The 19,615-nt window shown below is 63.5% G+C and carries 19 protein-coding genes; 10 read left to right on the forward strand and 9 right to left on the reverse strand.

What is annotated here, in order from left to right; translation table 11 throughout:
• Positions 1 to 280: helix-turn-helix domain-containing protein (locus AC1DR7_RS17180; RefSeq protein WP_478076573.1), on the reverse strand; the 280-nt coding region annotated here is incomplete at its 3' end.
• A gap of 252 nt (positions 281 to 532) precedes the next feature.
• Positions 533 to 637, reverse strand: coding sequence for a hypothetical protein (locus AC1DR7_RS17185; RefSeq protein WP_457322275.1), 105 nt, complete (start codon positions 635 to 637; stop codon positions 533 to 535).
• Between AC1DR7_RS17185 and AC1DR7_RS17190 the strand changes: the two genes are divergently transcribed.
• A complete protein-coding gene (locus AC1DR7_RS17190; RefSeq protein WP_478051793.1) occupies positions 626 to 970 on the forward strand; it encodes a hypothetical protein in 345 nt (114 codons plus the stop codon). The genes AC1DR7_RS17185 and AC1DR7_RS17190 overlap by 12 nt on opposite strands.
• 28 nt (positions 971 to 998) lie before the next feature.
• Here the strand turns inward: AC1DR7_RS17190 and AC1DR7_RS17195 are convergent, their stop codons facing one another.
• Positions 999 to 1,937, reverse strand: a complete 939-nt coding sequence (locus AC1DR7_RS17195; RefSeq protein ID WP_478051794.1) for a bacteriophage abortive infection AbiH family protein — start codon at positions 1,935 to 1,937, stop codon at positions 999 to 1,001.
• A 570-nt stretch (positions 1,938 to 2,507) separates the two neighbouring features.
• Positions 2,508 to 3,245 (reverse strand): hypothetical protein, encoded by a 738-nt coding sequence (locus tag AC1DR7_RS17200; RefSeq protein WP_478076574.1) that lies wholly within the window; start codon positions 3,243 to 3,245, stop codon positions 2,508 to 2,510.
• 285 nt (positions 3,246 to 3,530) lie between these two features.
• Between AC1DR7_RS17200 and rimK the strand changes: the two genes are divergently transcribed.
• From rimK to AC1DR7_RS17220, 4 genes are all read left to right on the forward strand, one after another.
• Positions 3,531 to 4,424, forward strand: coding sequence for a 30S ribosomal protein S6--L-glutamate ligase (rimK, locus tag AC1DR7_RS17205; protein ID WP_256775521.1), 894 nt, complete (start codon positions 3,531 to 3,533; stop codon positions 4,422 to 4,424).
• A 244-nt stretch (positions 4,425 to 4,668) separates the two neighbouring features.
• Positions 4,669 to 5,142: a hypothetical protein gene (locus AC1DR7_RS17210; protein ID WP_256775520.1), complete on the forward strand. Its 474-nt coding sequence runs from the start codon at positions 4,669 to 4,671 to the stop codon at positions 5,140 to 5,142.
• Between the two features lie 229 nt (positions 5,143 to 5,371).
• Positions 5,372 to 6,049: a response regulator transcription factor gene (locus AC1DR7_RS17215; RefSeq protein ID WP_017356179.1), complete on the forward strand. Its 678-nt coding sequence runs from the start codon at positions 5,372 to 5,374 to the stop codon at positions 6,047 to 6,049.
• Positions 6,012 to 7,379, forward strand: a complete 1,368-nt coding sequence (locus AC1DR7_RS17220; RefSeq protein ID WP_256775519.1) for a sensor histidine kinase — start codon at positions 6,012 to 6,014, stop codon at positions 7,377 to 7,379. The genes AC1DR7_RS17215 and AC1DR7_RS17220 overlap by 38 nt, the downstream gene beginning before the upstream one ends.
• A 109-nt stretch (positions 7,380 to 7,488) precedes the next feature.
• Here the strand turns inward: AC1DR7_RS17220 and coaE are convergent, their stop codons facing one another.
• From coaE to AC1DR7_RS17235, 3 genes are read right to left on the reverse strand one after another with little or no spacing between them, the layout of a single operon-like run.
• Positions 7,489 to 8,118 (reverse strand): dephospho-CoA kinase, encoded by a 630-nt coding sequence (gene coaE / locus AC1DR7_RS17225; protein ID WP_478052339.1) that lies wholly within the window; start codon positions 8,116 to 8,118, stop codon positions 7,489 to 7,491.
• Positions 8,119 to 8,128: 10 nt separating this feature from the next.
• Positions 8,129 to 8,992 carry a prepilin peptidase gene (locus AC1DR7_RS17230; RefSeq protein ID WP_478052340.1) on the reverse strand — a complete coding sequence of 288 codons (864 nt, stop codon included), beginning with the start codon at positions 8,990 to 8,992 and terminating at the stop codon, positions 8,129 to 8,131.
• Positions 8,993 to 8,999: 7 nt separating this feature from the next.
• Complete coding sequence (locus AC1DR7_RS17235; protein ID WP_478076575.1) at positions 9,000 to 10,259, reverse strand: type II secretion system F family protein; 1,260 nt, start codon at positions 10,257 to 10,259, stop codon at positions 9,000 to 9,002.
• A 357-nt stretch (positions 10,260 to 10,616) separates the two neighbouring features.
• On the opposite strand from AC1DR7_RS17235, the gene AC1DR7_RS17240 reads away from it, so the two are divergent.
• The 3 genes from AC1DR7_RS17240 to pilB all read left to right on the forward strand — a co-directional run bounded on the left by AC1DR7_RS17240 (position 10,617) and on the right by pilB (position 13,376).
• On the forward strand, positions 10,617 to 11,045 hold the full coding sequence (locus AC1DR7_RS17240; protein WP_457319568.1) for a pilin: 429 nt from the start codon (positions 10,617 to 10,619) through the stop codon (positions 11,043 to 11,045).
• Positions 11,046 to 11,156: 111 nt separating this feature from the next.
• Positions 11,157 to 11,573 carry a pilin gene (locus AC1DR7_RS17245; protein WP_478076576.1) on the forward strand — a complete coding sequence of 139 codons (417 nt, stop codon included), beginning with the start codon at positions 11,157 to 11,159 and terminating at the stop codon, positions 11,571 to 11,573.
• A gap of 75 nt (positions 11,574 to 11,648) precedes the next feature.
• On the forward strand, positions 11,649 to 13,376 hold the full coding sequence (gene pilB, locus AC1DR7_RS17250) for a type IV-A pilus assembly ATPase PilB (protein WP_457319570.1): 1,728 nt from the start codon (positions 11,649 to 11,651) through the stop codon (positions 13,374 to 13,376).
• A 365-nt stretch (positions 13,377 to 13,741) separates the two neighbouring features.
• On the opposite strand, the gene AC1DR7_RS17255 is transcribed toward pilB, so the two are convergent.
• Positions 13,742 to 15,121, reverse strand: coding sequence for a sigma-54-dependent transcriptional regulator (locus tag AC1DR7_RS17255; RefSeq protein WP_457319571.1), 1,380 nt, complete (start codon positions 15,119 to 15,121; stop codon positions 13,742 to 13,744).
• Between the two features lie 88 nt (positions 15,122 to 15,209).
• Positions 15,210 to 16,823: an ATP-binding protein gene (locus AC1DR7_RS17260; RefSeq protein ID WP_256775512.1), complete on the reverse strand. Its 1,614-nt coding sequence runs from the start codon at positions 16,821 to 16,823 to the stop codon at positions 15,210 to 15,212.
• Between the two features lie 336 nt (positions 16,824 to 17,159).
• Here AC1DR7_RS17260 and sucC point away from each other — a divergent pair, with 336 nt between their 5' ends.
• A complete protein-coding gene (gene sucC / locus AC1DR7_RS17265; protein WP_256775511.1) occupies positions 17,160 to 18,329 on the forward strand; it encodes an ADP-forming succinate--CoA ligase subunit beta in 1,170 nt (389 codons plus the stop codon).
• A gap of 175 nt (positions 18,330 to 18,504) precedes the next feature.
• A complete protein-coding gene (gene sucD, locus AC1DR7_RS17270) occupies positions 18,505 to 19,380 on the forward strand; it encodes a succinate--CoA ligase subunit alpha (RefSeq protein ID WP_256775510.1) in 876 nt (291 codons plus the stop codon).
• The last annotated feature ends 235 nt before the right edge of the window (positions 19,381 to 19,615 follow it).

The following is a 19,615-nucleotide window of genomic DNA, read 5'->3' on the forward strand; positions in this document are numbered from 1 at the left end:
GCATCTTGATGTCGTCTTCCGTGGCCTGTCCCAAATGCCGAGCAATCCTCGAAGCGGCTGCCATGTCATCTGGGCTGTCAACGAGCCCCATCAGGTAGTCAGTGCTCACGCCCAGAACTTTGGTCAGACGACGCAAGTTATCAAACGAGGGCTTCCTCGATCCACTTTCAAAGTGGGAGATGGTCGTGGACGGCAGACTCGCTTCCTTGCCCAGATCTGCTTGCGTCAGACCTCGCCTGTCCCTGGCCTCTCTCAAACGGGMTGGGAAGAGATCGGACATCGGGCAATCCTAAGTTGTGGTGGGCGACAAATCATACTTGACGAAGTCGACAAGAGGGGCGTATTGTCGATTCCGTCAAGTCCTTGTAGTCGGAAATCTTCTGACTGGCTTGGCAGGAGAGAGCCTTATGAGCACCCGTAAGCCTATCGGAACGACCGCCAAGACTGGCGAAACCTGCCCTGAGAGTGGTGTGTGGCAGCCCTCGGGCTACTCCACCACGGCGCCCATTGCTAAGGGCAACCGCATGCCGCCCTACGATGGGAAGGCCGTGACCTGGGTGTTGAAGCAACACGCCTGAGCAAGAGGGGCGGTAGTCCAGCTRCCGCCCCTTCCTGAGCAGCAGGTATGAGCGATCAGCGACTGCTGCTCCTAAAAACCCCAGTAGTCGATTTCGGAGGAAATGTTATGGCCGTATACGTTGTGACCTGGAACCTGAACAGGGAACGCAGCAACTATGACGCTGCGCGCCGTCAGTTCATTCAGCACTTGGAGCGGTATCCCAACGCGCAAGATGGCGGATTGGAAAGCGTGCGTTGGGTGCAAAGCTCAGGGACGGCCCGGCAGCTCAGCGACGACCTTCGGCAAAGGCTTGATGGGAATGATCGTCTTTTTGTCAGCAAGCTTAATGACGGCCAGTATTCCGGATGGCTCAATGAGACCGTCTGGGAGTGGGTGCGCTCGCGCCTTTGAATTTCTAAGCCACCTTTGGGTGGCTTCTTTAATTTTTGATTGTCGAGAGAAGCGTGCGCGACAAGCAGAGCTCCGCCCAGCTGTAAGTTCGGATGTTGCTGGCGGGAAAGCCAAAGTCAATTAGCTGACTCACGAGGTCTGGCTCCTCCTCAGGCTTATGGATCGCCAGGTGAACGTTTGCCTGGCGCACCGAGGGATTTCGAAGCATTGCTTCGAAGTAGGGCGCGTCGACATCGGACAATGAGTGGCCAAGCACATAGACTTCTTGGGCCGATGAAATCCACTCGAAGAATCCGGCATGTGCTTGGATTAGCTTGTCAGACGGCTTAAAGGTCTTGGAGAAGTAGCAGTCCAAGATGTCATTGGCCTCGGTCAGACGCGTGTCCAGCTCGGCCACATCGGGTCGGTCATTTAGAGGGTGTCGATCTTCCGGCTTCCAACCGTGTCCAAGGATCAGCTCTTGGTCGACTTGATCTGCGCAACCGTGGATGTAAAGGATCTGCTCGCGCGGGATGCCATAGGCAAGGGACAGAGTTTCCGTATAGTTGAACGACAAAAACGCGCCAGTCGGATCCAGCACCTGGACGGTTTGGTGGATTGGAAGTTGGGTCGGAATTTGCAACTGTCTGATCCAAAGGCCAAACAGGCGCCGGAGTTCCGTGCTCATGCGCTCGACCAGGAGGTCAACCTCATACTGGAAGTCGTGGTGTCCCGAGTCGCTCCAATCATCAGCACCATACGAACCCATGAAGTGGCTGAGGTCCTCAATGATCTCGTCTGGGTCCATTTCGGCCAAGGCCGCCTCCATGTCTGCCCAGTCACCGCTTGGGTGGAGATATCGCTCCACTGCATCAAAGACACCACGATCTTGGGCCTGAACAAAGTCTCGAAATTGGGCGTAGCTCGATGGGATGCGGTGGTGGAGGTCAAAGCCGTTGCCAATAACAAAAAGCTTCCTCGGTCCCATGGCTAGATCCGTGTTGAAAAAGTGATTGTGACATGCCCCGAAAAGGCACTGGGATGGCCAATCCTGGGCAGTTTTGAGCGCTGCTGCAACCGTCTTCCAATGGTCCAAGGCGGGACGGTGCCGCTGTCCAAAAAACGCCAAGACCGCAGCTGACCTGGAAACATTCGATCTTGGCTTTGACCCTCGTGCTCCGATTGATGCTTCCTTCCTGGGCATTTGGCTTGGGAGTTCTCTTGCTTGATTCAGAGTTCGGGCCGCTGCTAGCATCAGGTATCGTTTGAGGTATCGTTTCTTGTCCCGCTTCTTCAACGTAATTTGAGGCGAGACAATGACTTAGCGTAGGGTCGGGTATCATCCCTTCACCCGCTCCATGTTCCCGACACATGGACAGGAATGCAGCGCTCCGAAGCCGCCGGACCCCGCCGCGATTGCGCCGATCAGGCGCCTGCTATCTCATTCCGCTTCATACCGTACCCGCTGGAATCGACAGCAACGCGCGTCGCTTGCCCGATAGCCGTGCCCGACGATGCACAGGATGCTTCTGAGCGGGTTGCTGCCACGGGCGGCGCCTTATTCGCCGATGACCTCGAAGGCAAACGGATCCTCCTGATCGGGAAAACGCAACAGATAGCGCGCAATGCGCGTCTTGCCATCTGGCAGCAGGTAGTCCACCTGCAAGCCGCGCGGGCTGTCTTCCCTCCCGGGCCCCACATAGGTATTGCTCGGATAGCTGAAACGGTGCTCCGGCGCGGTACGAATGGCAGCACACGTGCCAAACAGGGGAGGCAGGATGTACAGGCGCTCCCCGTGCAGCAACAGCACGGTGGTGTACCGATCGCCCTTGCCACTGCTGACGTAGCGCATGTCCAGGCACACGGAGGTACCGTGATGCCACGCCATGACSTCCTCCAGGTTTTCCGGGCGAATGGACGAGCCGGTACGCCATTCCCGCGGTGCGAGGTCGATGGCGCTGCTCAGTGGCCAGCGCCCCGCGCCCACAGACAACGCCTTGCCATCGAAGACAACGTCGGGAAGCCCATCCGTTGGCGTCTCCGCCAGGCTGCCTGGTACGGTCCACAGCGCATCTTCATGACGCTGCAGCGCCCCGATCATCGAGGTGGACCACAGGCAGTGTCGCGGCGATTCCGTGCAGGGCATACCCAGTGCGGTTCCCGGTCCCTGGAACAGGTTGCCACCCAACGATCGATAGAAATCGCCGTAGTCGGTGAACTGCACGGGCGCGGCACGGGGCGTGCCCGACAGGAGAACACTCAGCAGGGCCACGACAGCGAGCGGTCCGGATTTCATGGGCATGCCTTTGCGGAGGTCGCGGTGATGTCGCGGTGCGGCCGTCGTTGGCCGGGCGTCGAGGGTATCGGTTCACCCGGTGCAGCGAAACATCGTTGCGCCCAGGCAGTGATCAATACACCGCGCGGCGGGCTCCGGCATCCGGGTGGCGGTACTCGCCTGCGGCGCTGGCAGCGTGACCTGTGCGCCTCAAACCACCGCTGCGCTGCGCGTCGCGCGATCCTCATCGCAGCGTACCCGGCGCAGGCTATGCTTCGCGTTTTCCGGCCCCGTGCGCCCACCGCGATGAAACTCGCCATCCTGTCCCGCAACAGCAAGCTGTACTCCACGCGCCGGCTGGTAGAAGCCGCGCGCGCGCGCGGCCACACCGTGCGCGTGCTCGATCCACTGCGCTGCTACATGCGCATCGCCGCCGATGGTTTCACCATGCATTACAAGGGCCGTCCGATCACCGGCGTTGATGCGGTGATCCCGCGTATCGGTGCCTCGGTGACGCGGTATGGCACGGCCGTGCTGCGCCAGTTTGAAATGATGGGCGCGCGAACGCCCAATCCCTCCGATGCGATCCTGCGCGCCCGCGACAAGCTGCGCGCGCACCAGATCCTGGCCTCCAAGGGCATCGACATGCCGGTGACGGTGTTCGGCGACAACCCCGACGACACGGTCGACCTGCTGTCGATGCTGGGACCGCCGCCGCACGTGGTGAAGCTCAATGAGGGCACCCAGGGGCGTGGCGTGATCCTGACCGAAAAGGCCAGTGCCTCCCGGGGTATCGTCGAAGCCCTGCGCGGCCTGTACGCCAACTTCCTGATGCAGGAGTTCATCGGCGAGGCGCAAGGCGCCGACTTGCGTTGTCTGGTCGTTGGCGACCAGGTGGTGGGGGCGATGCAGCGCCAGGCTCCGGACGGCGACTTTCGCTCCAACCTGCATGCCGGTGGCAGCGCCCGGGCCGCCAAAGCCAGCCGGGCCGAGCAACTGGTGGCGGTGCGCTCGGCCAAAGCGCTGGGCCTGAGCGTGGCCGGGGTCGACCTGATCCGCTCCAGCCGTGGCCCGCTGGTGCTGGAGGTGAACTCCACGCCGGGTCTGGAGGGCATTGAGGCGATCTGTCAGGCGGACTTGGCAGGGCGGATCATTGAGCACGTTGCGTCGATGAAAAAGCCTGTTAATTCAAAGGCTTGAGATTTTTCGGAAAGTTTCTGCGGTTTTAACGAGGCTTTAATCGGCCCCGGCGTAGGCTTCATCGAACCGCAGCTCTGCCCTCCTCAGCAGGATCGGTAATCGGGAAACACTTTCAGGCCCAGGCGGGTTCCGCCTGGGCCTTTTTCTCGATCGGTCACCTGTCCCGGGAGGGTGATAAATCTCACTTGTCCGCCGCCCGCAGGCTGGTTACATTTGGCGCTCGTTCATGGATGGAGCACTGCGTATGTACCGTTTGGTCTGCACGATGTTGTTGTTCACCGTCGCCGGCGTCAGCGAGGCGAAAATGTCGCAGGGCAAGGACCACGAGGTCTCGCTCAACGTCGAGGTCCCGATCAGCGAGCAGATCCAGAAGGTGGAGGGCGCGCTGCGGAGTGAGACCTACAGCGAGATCACGCCGGAGGACCGCAGCCAGGTCCAGGCCGCGTTGGACCGCATCAAGTCGGCCTTGCAGGGCCATGAGTCCGCAAAGGAACTGAGCCCGGTCGCCCGTACCCAGCTGCTCAACGACCAGTCGACGGTCAACACCATCCTGACCCGTGCGAAGGAAGACAGCCGCCTGGTCTGCCGCCGCGAAAAGGCCACCGGCAGCAATTTCCATGAGAGTGTATGCATGACCGTGGCGCAGCGCCGCAAGGCGCGCGAGGATGGCAAGGACTACCTCAACAATCGTCGATCCCCGAACGCCTCCAGCAATTGATGCCGGGTCCCGCCTCCCTTTCCGGGCGAGGCGGGATGTCGCCAGGCAGGTGCCCTGAGGGGAGAAGGTGGCTTTTGACGCGGAATGAGCGACATCCACTGTCTAATGTTAACAATGGGATGTGTATCTTCCCCAAGGTGCGAGGAACGGGGCTACCGGCTGTAACAGGGTCGTCCGCGCGATCCGATGCTCCTGATCCGAAAGGATCACCTGCCAACCAGAGGTCACAGTGCGAATTCTTGTAATTGAAGACAACAGCGACATCGCCGCCAATCTGGGCGATTACCTTGAAGACCGCGGGCATACCGTGGACTTCGCCGCCGACGGCGTGACTGGCTTGCACCTTGCCGTGGTGCACGAATTCGATGCGATCGTTCTGGATCTCAACCTGCCCGGCATGGACGGCATCGAAGTCTGCCGCAAGCTGCGCAATGAAGCGCGCAAGCAGACCCCGGTGCTGATGCTCACCGCACGCGATTCGCTGGACAACAAGCTGGCCGGGTTCGACTCCGGCGCCGACGATTACCTGATCAAGCCGTTCGCGCTGCAGGAAGTGGAGGTGCGGTTGAACGCGCTGTCGCGTCGCGGCAAGGGCGTGCAGACCCGCGTGCTGGAAACCGGTGATCTGGAATACAACCTGGATACGCTTGAAGTGCGTCGCCAGGGCAAGCTGCTGCAGCTCAACCCGACGGCGCTGAAAATCCTGCAGGCCCTGATGGAAGCCGCGCCGGCAGTGGTGACCCGCCAGGAACTGGAAACCCGCGTCTGGGGTGAAGAGTTGCCCGATTCGGACTCGCTGCGCGTGCACATCCACGGCCTGCGCGCAGTGGTGGACAAGCCGTTCGAGGTGCCGTTGATCCAGACCCGCCATGGCATCGGATACCGCATCGCCGCGCCGGAAGCCTGATCCGGTGACGGGGAAGGGGGAGCGTCGCCGCGCGCCATATCGGCGCCGGCTGCGCAGCCGCATCATCGTCTCGTTCGTGCTGTTGGGCTTCTGCCTGACGGCACTGTTCGCCTTTGCCACCAACTGGGCGCGTGCGCGCGTGGAAAACCAGTTGGTCGAAGACGTGATGAACCGCAATATCGACGAGTACGCGCATCGCTACTCCGCCGATCCCTCGCGCAACCCCGACCTGCCGGTGCAGCAGATGCGCGCACGGATCGTCCGCCCGGACAAGTTCGACGCCCTGCGTACTGAAGAGCCGGACTGGTATGACTTCCGCGATGGCATCCACAGCCTGGGCGGGGTGGATGAACGCGGCAATGCGTTCTCCTACAAACTGGCCGTGCGCAAGACGCCGGAAGCCTGGTTCTTCCTCGCTTACGACATGACCGAAAGCATCCGCGGCGAGGCGCAGCTCAAGCGCGCCTTGCTGGTGTCGGTGCTGGTGTTCAGCCTGCTGTCGCTGGTATTGGGCTGGTGGTCGGCCTCCAAGGTGATGAAGCCCGTGTCCGATCTTGCGGCGCGTCTGCGGGCTTACCGGGGTGGCACCAGCGAGCCGGAGCCACTGGCCCCGCGCTTTCCCGACGACGAGGTGGGCCAGCTGGCCCAGGCGCTCGACGACTATTCCTCGCGATTGACCGAAGTGGTCCAGCGCGACCGTGAGTTCAACGCCGACGTCAGCCACGAGCTGCGTACGCCGCTGGCGGTCATTCGCGGCGCGACCGAGCTGTTGCTGGCGCGCCCCGGCCTGGATGAAAAGGTGCTGCAGCGGCTGCAGCGCATCCAGCGTGCCGAACAGCAATGCACCGATCTGATCGGCTCCCTGCTGCTGCTCTCGCGCAACGAGCGCGGGCAGGGCAACAGCAACGTGGCGCGGGTGGCAGAGCAATTGCTTGATGCGCACCGCGCCCAGCTTGGCGGCAAGCCGCTGGAGCTGGTGCTGGAGGGCGACCGCGAGCTGGTCATCGACGCGCCCGAATCCGCGCTGTCGGTGGCCCTGGGCAACCTGATCGGCAATGCGGTGAAGTACTCGCAGGAAGGCTCGGTGCGCGTGGTCGTCACCGGCAACCACGTGGACGTGATCGACAGCGGCCCGGGGTTGAGCGCGGAGGATGCGGCCAAGCTGTTCCAGCGCGGTTACCGCGGTACCCATGCCGGGCACTCGCAGGGTGGCGGGATCGGCTTGTCGATCGTCAGCCGCCTATGCGATCTGTACGGCTGGCAGGTCAGTGTGCGCCCGGGCGTGGATCGGGGTGTGGTGGCGACGTTGACGTTCTCGCCGGCGGTTTGATCGTCGCATCCGCTCGCCGGCGGTGTAATCGCCACGTCCGGTAGAGCCACCCCATGGGTGGCTGTGCGGTGTGTMGGCATACCCAAAGGCAGCCACCCATGGGGTGGCTCTACCGGTGGTCGGCAACCGTTTTGGCGGCCAGCACCCGGTACAGCTGATCCAGCGCCTCCACCTTGGCCTGCAGATGCTCCGGCTGCCCGTCATTGACCACCACGTCATCGGCCAGCGCCAGGCGCGCCTCGCGGCCGGCCTGGGCGGCGATCATCCGGTCGGCCAGTTCGGCGGTGATGCCATCGCGCTGCAGCAGGCGTGCGTGCTGCACGGCCACGGGCACATCGATCACCAGGATGCGGTCCAGCCACGGGTACTGTTGGCGGCCGCCGGCTTCGGTCAGCAGCGGGATGGCGGCAACCGCATACGGGCCGTCGGCCTGCTTGCAGGTGTCACGTAGCAGTTGGCGGATGGCCGGGTGGGTGATCGCTTCCAGTGCCTGACGGTCCTGCGCGGAGGCGAAGATGCGCTCGCGCAGGGTGGCCCGGTCCAGGTTTCCATCGGTCAGCAGGATGCTATCGCCGAAGTGCGCCGCGATACGCTCTAGGCCGTCGCTGCCGGGGGCAACCACGGCGCGTGCTGCGACGTCGGCGTCCGCCACGGTAATGCCCAAATCTTCGAAGCGGCGACTCAGCTCGCTTTTGCCGGCGGCGATACCGCCGGTCAAGCCGATGATGTAATGAGACATCGGCCGGCCCTCAGCGTAGGCCGGCAAAGCCCATATAGGCGTTGATCAACTGCTCGCCCCACATGAACACGATCCAGCCCGCAACCGCCAGATAAGGTCCGAACGGGATAGGGGTGGCACGATCGCGACCGCGCGAATACAGCCAGACCGAGCCGATGATCGCGCCCACGATCGAGGACAGCAGGATGATCGGCAGGATGCCTTTCAGCCCGCACCAGGCGCCGAGCGCGGCCAGCAATTTGAAATCGCCATGCCCCATGCCCTCCTTGCCGGTGATCTGCTTGAACAGCCACCACACCGACCAGAGCGACAGATAGCCGGCCAGCGCGCCCAGCAGGGCGGGTTTGGCGGGCATGTACAGGTTGTCGCTGGCCGCGATCAGGCCCAACCACATCAGTGGCAGGGTCAACTGGTCCGGAAGCAATTGGGTCCGCAGATCGATCCCGGACAGGGCGACCAGGAAGCAGCTCAGCACGATCGCGCCGAAGCCCTGCCAACCGAAGCCGAACTGCCAGACGCTGGCCAGCACCAGCAGGGCGGTGACCAGCTCCACCAGTGGGTACTGGATGGAGATCGGGGCGTGGCAATGCCGGCACTTGCCGCGCAGGACCAGCCAACTGAACAGCGGGATGTTCTCGAACCAGGCCAACTTGTGCTTGCAGTGCGGGCAGTGCGACGGCTCCACCACGATCCCCGGCGGCGGCGGCTCGTAGATGTCCGGCTCTTCGAGCACTTCGCGGGCGTCGCGCTTCCACTGCCAGTCCAGCCGCTTGGGCAGACGCAGGATGACTACGTTGAGGAAGCTGCCCAGGAGCAGTCCCAGACCGGCCGCGGCGGGATAGCCGAGACCGGGATGCTGGTCGAGAAATGCCATTGTTACCTTAGCCGACGACGGCGCCGAGTTTGAAGATGGGCAGGTACATGCCGATGACCATGCCGCCGACGATGGTACCAATGAACACCATGATCATCGGCTCCAGCAGGCTGCTGAGGGCATCAACGGCGTTGTTGACCTCCTGCTCGTAGTACTCGGCCACCTTGAACAGCATGGTGTCCAAGGCGCCGGCTTCTTCGCCGATGGCGGTCATCTGCACCACCATGTGCGGGAACAAGTTGACCTGTTTCATAGCCATGTTGACTGGGTAACCGACCGACACGTCATCACGCATGCGCAGCACTGCCTCTTCATACACCTTGTTACCGGTGGCACCAGCAACAATGCCCAGAGCTTCGACCAGCGGCACACCAGCCTTGAACGTCACGGCGGTAGTGCGGGCGAAGCGGGCGATGGCGCTGTTGTTCATGATCTGGCCGATGACAGGCACCTTCAGGATCAGGCGATCCATGGTGTGTTGCATCGACGGGGATCGCTTGTAGGCGTAGATGAACCCAGCGATAGAGCCGCCCACAATCAGGAGCATTAGCCACCAGTAAGAGAGCATGAATCGAGATGCGGCAACGATCAGCTGGGTGAAGGCCGGCAATTCCGCGCCGAACCCCTTGAATACTTCCTCGAATTGCGGAACCACGAACATCAGCAAAATTGCGCTGACAACCAGCGCCACGACCACCACCATTGCGGGATAAAACAGGGCCTTCTTGATCTTGCCCTTGAGAGCTTCAATGTTCTCTTTGTAAGTGGCGACGGTATCGAGCACTGTCTCCAGCACACCGGCGCCTTCACCTGCGCGAACCAGATTGCGGTACAGCTCGTCGAATTGCACGGGATGGCGGCTGATGGCCTCATGCAGCGAGGACCCGCCCTCGATATCGGTGCGGATGGTATCGACCAGCTTTTTCATCCGCGGGTTTTTGTGGCCGCTGCCAATGATCTCGAGTGCGCTGACGATGGGAACGCCCGACTTCATCATGGTCGCCATCTGGCGACTGAAGAATGAGATGTCCTTGGCGCCAACTGCCTTACCAGCTGAACCGAATAGCGGCTTTGGCTTCGGCTTGACCACACTGGGCATGATGCCTTGGCGGCGAAGTTCGGCACKCAGCAGGTTTGCATTTTTGGCAGGCTGTTCGCCCTTCATCTTCACGCCACGCTTGTCGGTCCCCTCCCAGACAAACGGCTGTAGCTCCATGGTGCTTCGCGCCACGGGCTGTTTCTTGATTGCACTACGGCTAACAGACATACAGGGCTCCCCAGCCACACCATCCCCAGGCGGGCTATCTCGGCGCATGGTAGCCGGTTCCGGCCGTGGGTGGCATCCCCGGGGCTGTCTAAATCTCGACTCTGCTCCCGGACAGGGGCGGTCAGAAGGTGACGCAACACGTCACATTGTCTGATCGGTCGCAGTTTTCTGTGCGGGGGGTTCCAATCCTGAAGATTGCTGCCATCATTGCGCCGGGGAATGCTGGGGAGCATTGCTGAGCAGTTGGCACGCATCCTGCTTTGATCCACCCGCACGGGCGTCCGCCTTGCTCAACCGGTATGCCGGTCAGGCCTCGTCCCAGTGTCCAATCACCACCTACCTCTAGGGGATGTACTCATGAAGAAGCAGCAGGGCTTTACCCTCATCGAACTGATGATCGTCGTCGCGATCATCGCCATCCTGGCCGCCATCGCGCTGCCGGCCTACCAGGACTACACCGTCCGTGCCCGCGTTTCCGAAGCAGCTGTCATCGCTGCCGGCGCCAAGGTTACCGTGGCTGAGAACATCGCCAACAACGGTGGCGCGCTTCCGGCCAATGCCTGCCTGGGCGTTGATACCGCTATCCCGGCTGGTAACCCGAATGTCGAATCGATGAAGTGCGACGAAGGCACCGGTGCCCTGGAAGTGACCATGACCGCTGACAAGGGCAAGGGCACGATTCTGACCTACACCCCGACCGCTCAGACGGGCGCTGTTGGCACCACCTGGCGTTGCGTTGGCAGCGGCAGCGAAGCCAAGTACTACCCGGCTGAATGCCGTTCGTAATTCGTAGCGAAAGCTAGCGAGAAGGAACCCCGCCTTGGCGGGGTTCTTTTTTATCTGGCACGAAATATGCGTGCTGGTAGAACAGATTCAATGCCGAATGGGGAGGCATGCGTGAGAACGGAGACGGGGTTTACGCTGATTGAGTTGATGATCGTGGTGGCGATCATCGMAATACTTGCTGCGGTCGCGTTGCCGGCCTACCAGGATTACGTCATCAGGGCGAGAGTCTCGGAGGCACTCCTGCTCGCTTCCTCGGCGAAGGTGACAGTGACCGAGAACGTGAACAACATCAACGTACTTGACGCCACCGCTTGCTCTGGCGTTCACGAGCAGACGACTGCGACGCGGAACGTGTTGTCCATGAATTGCTCCGGTAGTGGCGTGATTACGGTCGAGACGACGGAAAAGGCGGGTTCCGTGACTCTTCTGCTGCAGCCCAGCTACAATCCCAATGAAGTCATCCGCTGGCGATGTGTCAGAACGGCGGGCGACAACAAGCATGTTCCTTCGGAATGCAGATCCACGTAGGAAGCCAGTCACGGTGCTAGGTGGCGGGCTGTTTGGGTCGGCTCGATTCTCCAGTAATTTCCCTTGGTGCCAAAAATGAACGCCGTTGCCACTGCCAATCTAGTCGGTATTACCGGCATCGCCCGGCGCTTGGTCCAGGACGGCGCCCTGGACGAAGCTGGTGCCCGCGACGCCATGGCCAAGGCCGGCGCGGCCAAGCAGCCGCTGCCTCAGTGGTTTGCCGAAAAAAAGCTCGTCACTGCCGCCCAGCTGGCAGCCGCCAACGCACTCGAGTTCGGCATGCCGTTACTGGATGTCTCGGTGTTCGACAGCAGCCAGAGCGCCATCAGCCTGGTCAGCGAAGAACTGCTGCGCAAGCACCGCGTGCTGCCGCTGTTCAAGCGCGGCGGCAAGCTGTTCATCGGTACCAGCGACCCGACCCATTCGCTGGATGAGATCAAGTTCCACACCAACCTGGTGGTGGAGCCGATCCTGGTCGATGAGGACCAGATCAAGCGCACCCTGGAGCAGTGGCAGTCCAAGCACGACACGCTCGGTGGCAGCCTGGGCGGCGACGATGACGGCATGGGCGACCTGGATGTGTCGGCCGGCGACGAGGAAGGTGGTTCGACCGACTCCGGCGTGGATGCCAAGGGCGATGACACGCCCGTGGTGAAGTTCGTCAACAAGGTGTTGATCGACGCGATCCGCAAGGGCGCGTCGGACATCCATTTCGAGCCGTATGAAGACGACTACCGCGTGCGGTTCCGCATCGACGGCCTGCTCAAGAACGTGGCCAAGGCCCCGGTCAAGCTCAACCAGCGCATCGCCGCGCGCCTGAAGGTGATGTCGCAGTTGGACATCGCCGAAAAGCGCGTGCCGCAGGATGGTCGCATCAAGCTCAACCTATCCAAGACCCGGCAGATCGACTTCCGCGTCAGTACGCTGCCAACGCTGTTCGGCGAAAAGATCGTGCTGCGTATCCTGGATGGCAGCGCAGCCAAGCTCGGTATCGACAAGCTGGGTTACGAGGCCGCGCAGCAGAAGCTGTTCCTGGATGCTATCCACAAGCCCTACGGCATGGTGCTGGTGACCGGCCCGACCGGTTCGGGCAAGACGGTGTCGCTGTATACGGCACTGGGCATCCTCAACGATGAAACGCGCAACATCTCCACGGCCGAAGACCCGGTGGAAATCCGCCTGCCCGGCGTCAACCAGGTGCAGCAGAACGTCAAGCGCGGCATGACCTTCGCCGCAGCACTGCGCTCGTTCCTGCGCCAGGATCCGGACATCATCATGGTCGGCGAAATCCGCGACCTGGAAACCGCCGAGATCGCGATCAAGGCCGCGCAGACCGGCCACATGGTGCTGTCCACGCTGCATACCAATGATGCGCCGCAGACCATCGCGCGTCTGATGAACATGGGCATTGCCCCGTTCAACATCACCAGTTCGGTGACGTTGGTGATTGCCCAGCGCCTGGCGCGGCGGCTGTGCAACAACTGCAAGCGGCCCATCACCTTGCCGGCCAACGCGTTGCTGGCCGAAGGCTTCACCCAGGCTCAGGTCGATGCCGGCATCACCCTGTACGAGGCGGTCGGCTGCGAAGAGTGCACCGAGGGCTACAAGGGCCGTACCGGTATCTACCAGGTGATGCCGATGAGCGAGGAGATTTCGGTGATCGTGCTGGCCGGCGGCAATGCGATCCAGATTGCCGAGGCCGCGCAGCGTGCCGGGGTCAATGATCTGCGCCAGTCGGCGCTGGTGAAGGCGGCGGCGGGAACGACCAGCCTGGCTGAAATCAATCGCGTCACCAAGGATTGACGAGTTGGTCCGGTTGAACGCAAAAGGCCCGCGGATGCGGGCCTTTTCATGTGCGGGGAACGCCGACAAAAGGGTAGCGCCAGGCCATGTCTGGCTGTCGCGGCGCCCGCCGCGCGCGGTGAGTTGGGGGTGTCCGGATCGAAGAGCAGCCACCCATGGGGCGGCTCCACCGCGGTTGTCGCGCGGCGTCAGATGGCGCAGCAGCGTAGTGGGTTGTCGCGCGAGGTCAGATAGCGCGGCAGCGTAGCGGGTTGTTGCGCGAGGTCAGATTGCGCAGCAGCGTAGCGGGTCATCGCGCGAGGTCAGATGGCGCGGCACCCATCGGGGCAGTCGCGCGTGGCGGAATGGATCAGCCCCCATGAACCTCAATCCATCCCCAACTTCTTCAACTTGTACCGCAGCGCCCGGAACGTAATCCCCAACTGCGCCGCCGTCCTTGTCTTGTTCCAGCGGTTCTCCTCCAGCGCCTTCTGGATCGCGGTGCGCTCCATCTGTTCGATGTAGGAGGGCAGGGCACCGTTGCCGGCCGGCAGGTCGACCACGGCTTCTTCCACCGCGGCATTACTGCCGGGGCGCAGGCCGCCGTGCTGGGGCAGGCGCAGGTCGCTGGCGCCGATGCTGTCGGTTTCGGCCAGCGCGAGGGCGCGCTCCAGGATGTTCTCCAGTTCGCGGACGTTGCCGGGGAAATGGTATTGGGCCAGCGCATCCAGGGCGGACGGCGCCAGCAGCGGCGTGGGCCGTTCATGGGTGCGGGCCAGGCGCGCCAGGATCGAGGCGGCCAGTTGCGGCAGGTCGCTGCGGCGCTCGCGCAGCGGCGGTACGCGCAGTTCGATCACGTTGATGCGGTAGTAGAGGTCGTGGCGGAAGCGCCCGTCCTCGACCAGTTCGCCCAGGTCCTTGTGGGTGGCCGAGAGGATGCGCACATCCACCGGTACCTCGGTGGCCGAGCCGACCGGGCGGATCGATTTTTCCTGGATGGCGCGCAGCAGCTTGACCTGCATCTGCAGCGGCAGTTCGGCCACTTCATCCAGGAACAGGGTGCCGCCGTGCGCGGCCTGGAACAGGCCCGGCTTGTCGACGTGGGCGCCGCTGAAGCTGCCCTTCTTGTGGCCGAAGAACTCGCTTTCCATCAGCTCGGACGGGATCGCGCCGCAGTTGACCGGTACGAAGGTGCCGGCGGCGCGGGCGCTCTGTGCGTGGATGGTACGTGCCACCAGCTCCTTGCCGACGCCGGACTCGCCGAGGATGTAGACCGGCGCCTGGCTGCGCGCGACCTTGGCGATGGTGCCGCGCAGGGCGTCCATGGCCGGCGATTCGCCGAGCAGGCGCGCGGCCTGGTCGCTGGCCAGTGCGGCCGGCACGACGCGTTCACTGTTGTTGAGTTCCAGGGCGTGCTTGACCAGCCCGCGGAGGACCGAGATGTCCACCGGCTTGCTGACGAAGTCGAAGGCACCGGCCTTCAGCGCTTCCACGGCCAGGTCCATGCTGCCGAAGGCGGTGATCATCGCCACCGGCGTGCGCGGGTAGTGCTGGGCGATCTCGGTGACCAGCTCGATGCCGTTGCCGTCGGGCAGGCGCATGTCGGTGATGCACAGGTCGTAGGGATTGCTGGCCAGCAGCTCGCGGGCTTCAGCGAGGTTGGCTGCGGTACTGATACGCAGGCCCATGCGGCCCAGGGTCAGTACCAGCAGTTCGCGGATGTCACGTTCGTCGTCGACGACGAGGGCGCTGCGGGTTTCGTTCATATGGGGGGAAGATAGCCGAGGGCGGTTGGATCCGACAAATGTTTGACGCATGTGGCGACCCGCAGCGACGGTGCCTGCCGTGAACGGTTCATTGCGGCAGCAGAGTGTGCGGGCCGGCCAGGACCAGCCGGAAGCACGCGCCACCGGCCGGCACCGATACGTATTCCAGGTTGGCCTGGTTGGCCTTGCACAGCTCCCGGGCGATATACAGGCCCAGCCCGGTGCCGTGCTCGGAGGTGGTGAAGAACGGGCGGAACAGCTGGCTGGCCACCGTTTCGGGGATGCCCGGGCCGCGGTCCATCACGTCGATGACGGCGGCGCGCTCCTGGCGCGCCACGCGCAGCCGCACCCGTGCCGGTTCCTGGCCGACGCGTCCGTACTTGAGGGCGTTGTGGACCAGCACGGTGAGGATCTGATGCAGGTGGCGCGGGTCGACCAGGGCGTGCACCGAGGTTTCGGTGATGATCGGCTCGATGCTGTCCGTCTCCAGGGTGATGCCCTGCTTGTACTCCAGCACGAAGCGGCGCACGAACGCGGCCAGGTCCAGGTTCTCCGGGTTGGCGCGCTCGCGCCGGGCCAGGCCCAGCACGCTTTCGACGATGCCGTTGGTGCGCTGGCACTGCTGGTGGATGATCTGCAGCAGGCGCCGGTCGGTGTCGCCGATGGCGGTGGATTCCTCCAGCAGCTGGGCGGCGTAGTTGATCGCCGCCAGCGGGTTGCGGATCTCATGGGCCAGGCTGGCCGAGAAGCGGCCCATCGCCGACAACGTCAGCGATTCGGCGCGCCGGGAGACCACGGTGGAATCGTCCAGGAACACCAGGGTCAGGTCGCTGCCGGCCAGCAGGCGGGCGAAGCGCGGCTGCACTTCCGGCTGGTCGGGCGAGAGCTGCAGCGGGGTTTCCTCATTTTTCCAGCCGTTGCGCCAGCGCTGCAGGCGCCGGCTCAGGTCGGGCGAGGCGCTGCCCAGTTCCAGCCGGCCGCTGCCGCCGTCGCCGTCGGCGTCGCCGATCAGGGTCGAGGCGGCTTCGTTGGCCAGGGTGATGCGGTTGGCCCCGTCCACCACCAGTACGCCGGTGCGCATGCGGCGGATGATCAGCTCGTTGATTTCGAACAGGTTGGCGACCTCGTCGCCGCGCTGGTTGGCCAGCTGCTGGTTGCGGCGTGCGCGGTTGCCCACCTGGTAACTGACGTAGGCCAGGGCCAGGTAGCTGGTGACGAACATCGCCAGCTCGGCCAGGGTCCGGGTGGGGTCGCCGCCTTCCAGAAGCTTCCACAGGTACTCGCCGGCGGTGGCGGCGCTGGCGGTCAGCGCAATGCCCATGCCCAGCGGCAAGGGCAGCAGCGTGGCAGCGGCGGCGATGCTGAACAGCAAGGACATCGACAGGCCGGCGCTGGCGCCGGGCAGGGCATGGGCCAGCAGGGTGGCGGCGATGATGTCCACGATCACGCTGCCGATCACGATCGGGCGCAGCCAGCGCTCGTTGCGGCCGATCACCAGGATCAGCAGCGCCAGCGCCAGGTAGGCGCCGCTGACCACGCCGGCCAGGCGCGGGTGGTCGGCAGCACCGACCAGCGTGCTCAGCGGGCTGAACAGCAGGGCCGCGATCACGGCGGCAATCAGCAGGCGGTAGAGGGCAAAAAAGTACAGCTCGCGCTTCGGTATGGATTCGATGCGGTCGATCAATGAAGCACTGGGTGACACGCCGGAACTCCCCTTCAGGCATGTGGCCAGTGTAGAGGGTGTGGCCGTGCATGGGGTGCCGGTGGCGCTGATTGACGCCCGCGTCCATGGCACGTACCCCTTCCAGGGCCGGCCCCGTTGCGCACTGCCGCAGGGCCGTCGCCCGGGGCTGGGCAGGGCCGATGCCGCAACTGTCTGAAAAATCGCCGGAATCGGCCGCCCCGGGGGGCGGCCGACGCGCGTCTTTGCGCCTGCGCGCCGGCTCGTCCACAATAGTGGGCCCGCCGCGGTCCTTACCGGCGCCCCGTGAGGGAGCCTTGGAGATGCGTGCGGTCGTTCCTATACCCACGGTGACGCATGAATTTCCACGAATACCAGTCAAAACAACTGCTTGCCGAGTACGGCATTCCCGTCCCGGCCGGCAAGGTCGCGGCGACCCCGGATGAAGCAGTTGCAGCGGCCAATTCCCTGGGCCAGGGCCCCTGGATGGTCAAGGCGCAGATCCACGCGGGCGGCCGCGGCAAGGCTGGCGGCGTCAAGTTCTGCAAGACCACCGACGATGTGAAGGCCGCTGCGGCCAAGATGCTCGGCACCAAGATGGCCACCTACCAGACCGCCGGCGTCGAGCTGCCGGTGAACCTGGTGCTGGTGACCACCGCCGGCGAGATCGTCAAGGAACTGTACCTGTCGGTACTGGTCGACCGTGGCACCAAGACCATCACCTACATCGCCTCGTCCGAAGGCGGCGTGGAGATCGAGCAGGTCGCCGCTGAAACCCCGGAGCTGATCCACTCGCTCAACGTCGACTTTGTCGAAGGCGTGCAGGGTTACCACGGCCGTGATTTCGGCTTCAAGCTGGGCCTCACCGCCAAGCAGGCCGGCCAGTTCGCCAACATCATGGTGAACCTGTACCGCCTGTTCAACGAAAAGGACCTGGCGCTGGTTGAAATCAACCCGCTGGCGATCCTGGACGACGGCAACCTGTACGCGCTGGACGGCAAGTTCGACAGCGACGACAACGCCGCGTTCCGTCAGAAGGCCCTGGTCGCCATGCGCGACAAGACCCAGGAAGACGAAACCGAAGTGACCGCTTCGGAGCTGGACATCAACTACGTCACCATGGACGGCAACATCGGCTGCATGGTCAACGGCGCCGGCCTGGCCATGGCCACCATGGACGTCATCAAGCTCAACGGCGGCGAGCCGGCGAACTTCCTGGACGTGGGCGGCGGTGCGAACAAGCAGCGCGTCATCGAGGCGTTCAAGCTGATCCTGTCCTCGGACAAGGTCGAAGGCATCTTCGTCAACATCTTCGGCGGCATCGTCCGCTGCGACATGATCGCCGAAGGCATCATCGCCGCGGTCAAGGAAGTGGGCGTCAAGGTTCCGGTCGTGGTGCGCCTGGAAGGCACCAACGTGGAAGAAGGCAAGCAGCTGCTGCGTGACAGCGGCATGGCCATCATCCCGGCCGACAACATCAACGACGGTGCCAAGAAGGTCGTCGACGCTGTCAAAGCCGCCGCCTAATTTTCCACGGCATCGGATCGCCGGCAGCATCCTGACGTGTCCCCTTGATTTAAGGGGGCTGGCACGCCGCAACGCGGCGTGACGGGGGTTCTGGCGGCATGCGGTACGGACCTCGACCTGGTCGATGGCTCCTCCTCCGAAGCCGGCCCAAATAATTTACGAAGGACTTCAAGACATGTCCGTTTTGATCAACAAGAACACCAAGGTGATCGTGCAGGGCTTCACCGGCCAGCAGGGCACCTTCCACGCCACTCAGATGATCGAGTACGGCACCCAGGTTGTTGGCGGCGTGACCCCCGGCAAGGGCGGCACCACCCACATCGACCTGCCGGTGTTCAACACCGTTGCCGACGCCGTGTCGGCCACCGGTGCCAATGCCTCGGTCATCTACGTGCCGCCGCCGTACGCGGCCGACGCGATCCTGGAAGCGGCTGCTGCCGGCATCCAGGTCATCGTGTGCATCACCGAAGGCATCCCGGTGCTGGACATGCTGCGCGTCAAGAACGTGCTGACCCGTTCGCATCCGGACACCGTGCTGGTCGGGCCGAACTGCCCCGGCGTGATCACCCCGGGCGAGTGCAAGATCGGCATCATGCCGGGCCACATCCACATGCCGGGCAAGATCGGCATCGTGTCGCGCTCGGGCACCCTGACCTATGAAGCGGTCAAGCAGACCACCGAAGTCGGCCTGGGCCAGTCCACCTGCATCGGCATCGGTGGTGACCCGATCAACGGCCTGAACTTCGTCGACTGCCTGAAGCTGTTCAACGAAGATCCGCAGACCCTGGGCATCATCATGGTCGGCGAAATCGGCGGCGATGCTGAAGAAGCCGGCGCCGAGTACATCAAGCAGTTCGTGAAGAAGCCGGTCGTCGGCTTCATCGCCGGCGCCTCGGCTCCGGCCGGCAAGCGCATGGGCCACGCCGGTGCGATCGCATCGGGCGGCAAGGGCACTGCCGAAGGCAAGTTTGCCGCGATGGAAGCTGCTGGCGTTGTGACCGTCCGCTCGCCGGGCGACCTGGGCGCTGCCATCGCCAAGCTGGTGAAATAAGCCGCCCGCCGCGCGGTAGAGCCGAGCCATGCTCGGCTGCTCCAACGGTAGAGCCGAGCCATGCTCGGCTGCTCCAAACAGAAAGGCCGCCTCCGGGCGGCCTTTCTGCATTTTCGCCGCCCTCAACCCGCGCCCTCGGGTAGTGCCGGCCGCTGGCCGGCTCCGCACGATGCTGCCGGCGAATGCGTGGTTGCCGGCCGCTGGCCGGCACCGCACGATGCCGCCAACGATCGCG

It is taken from the genome of Stenotrophomonas sp. P5_A9 (assembly GCF_056400525.1).

Excerpts from the sequence above, each read along its gene's own strand:
- AC1DR7_RS17190 (WP_478051793.1), top strand. The coding sequence starts at position 626 with ATGAGCGATCAGCGACTGCTGCTCCTAAAAACCCCAGTAGTCGATTTC.
- AC1DR7_RS17195 (WP_478051794.1), bottom strand. The coding sequence starts at position 1,937 with ATGGGACCGAGGAAGCTTTTTGTTATTGGCAACGGCTTTGACCTCCAC.
- rimK (WP_256775521.1), top strand. The coding sequence starts at position 3,531 with ATGAAACTCGCCATCCTGTCCCGCAACAGCAAGCTGTACTCCACGCGC.
- AC1DR7_RS17210 (WP_256775520.1), top strand. The coding sequence starts at position 4,669 with ATGTACCGTTTGGTCTGCACGATGTTGTTGTTCACCGTCGCCGGCGTC.
- AC1DR7_RS17220 (WP_256775519.1), top strand. The coding sequence starts at position 6,012 with ATGGCATCGGATACCGCATCGCCGCGCCGGAAGCCTGATCCGGTGACG.
- coaE (WP_478052339.1), bottom strand. The coding sequence starts at position 8,118 with ATGTCTCATTACATCATCGGCTTGACCGGCGGTATCGCCGCCGGCAAA.
- AC1DR7_RS17230 (WP_478052340.1), bottom strand. The coding sequence starts at position 8,992 with ATGGCATTTCTCGACCAGCATCCCGGTCTCGGCTATCCCGCCGCGGCC.
- AC1DR7_RS17240 (WP_457319568.1), top strand. The coding sequence starts at position 10,617 with ATGAAGAAGCAGCAGGGCTTTACCCTCATCGAACTGATGATCGTCGTC.
- pilB (WP_457319570.1), top strand. The coding sequence starts at position 11,649 with ATGAACGCCGTTGCCACTGCCAATCTAGTCGGTATTACCGGCATCGCC.
- AC1DR7_RS17255 (WP_457319571.1), bottom strand. The coding sequence starts at position 15,121 with ATGAACGAAACCCGCAGCGCCCTCGTCGTCGACGACGAACGTGACATC.
- sucC (WP_256775511.1), top strand. The coding sequence starts at position 17,160 with ATGAATTTCCACGAATACCAGTCAAAACAACTGCTTGCCGAGTACGGC.
- sucD (WP_256775510.1), top strand. The coding sequence starts at position 18,505 with ATGTCCGTTTTGATCAACAAGAACACCAAGGTGATCGTGCAGGGCTTC.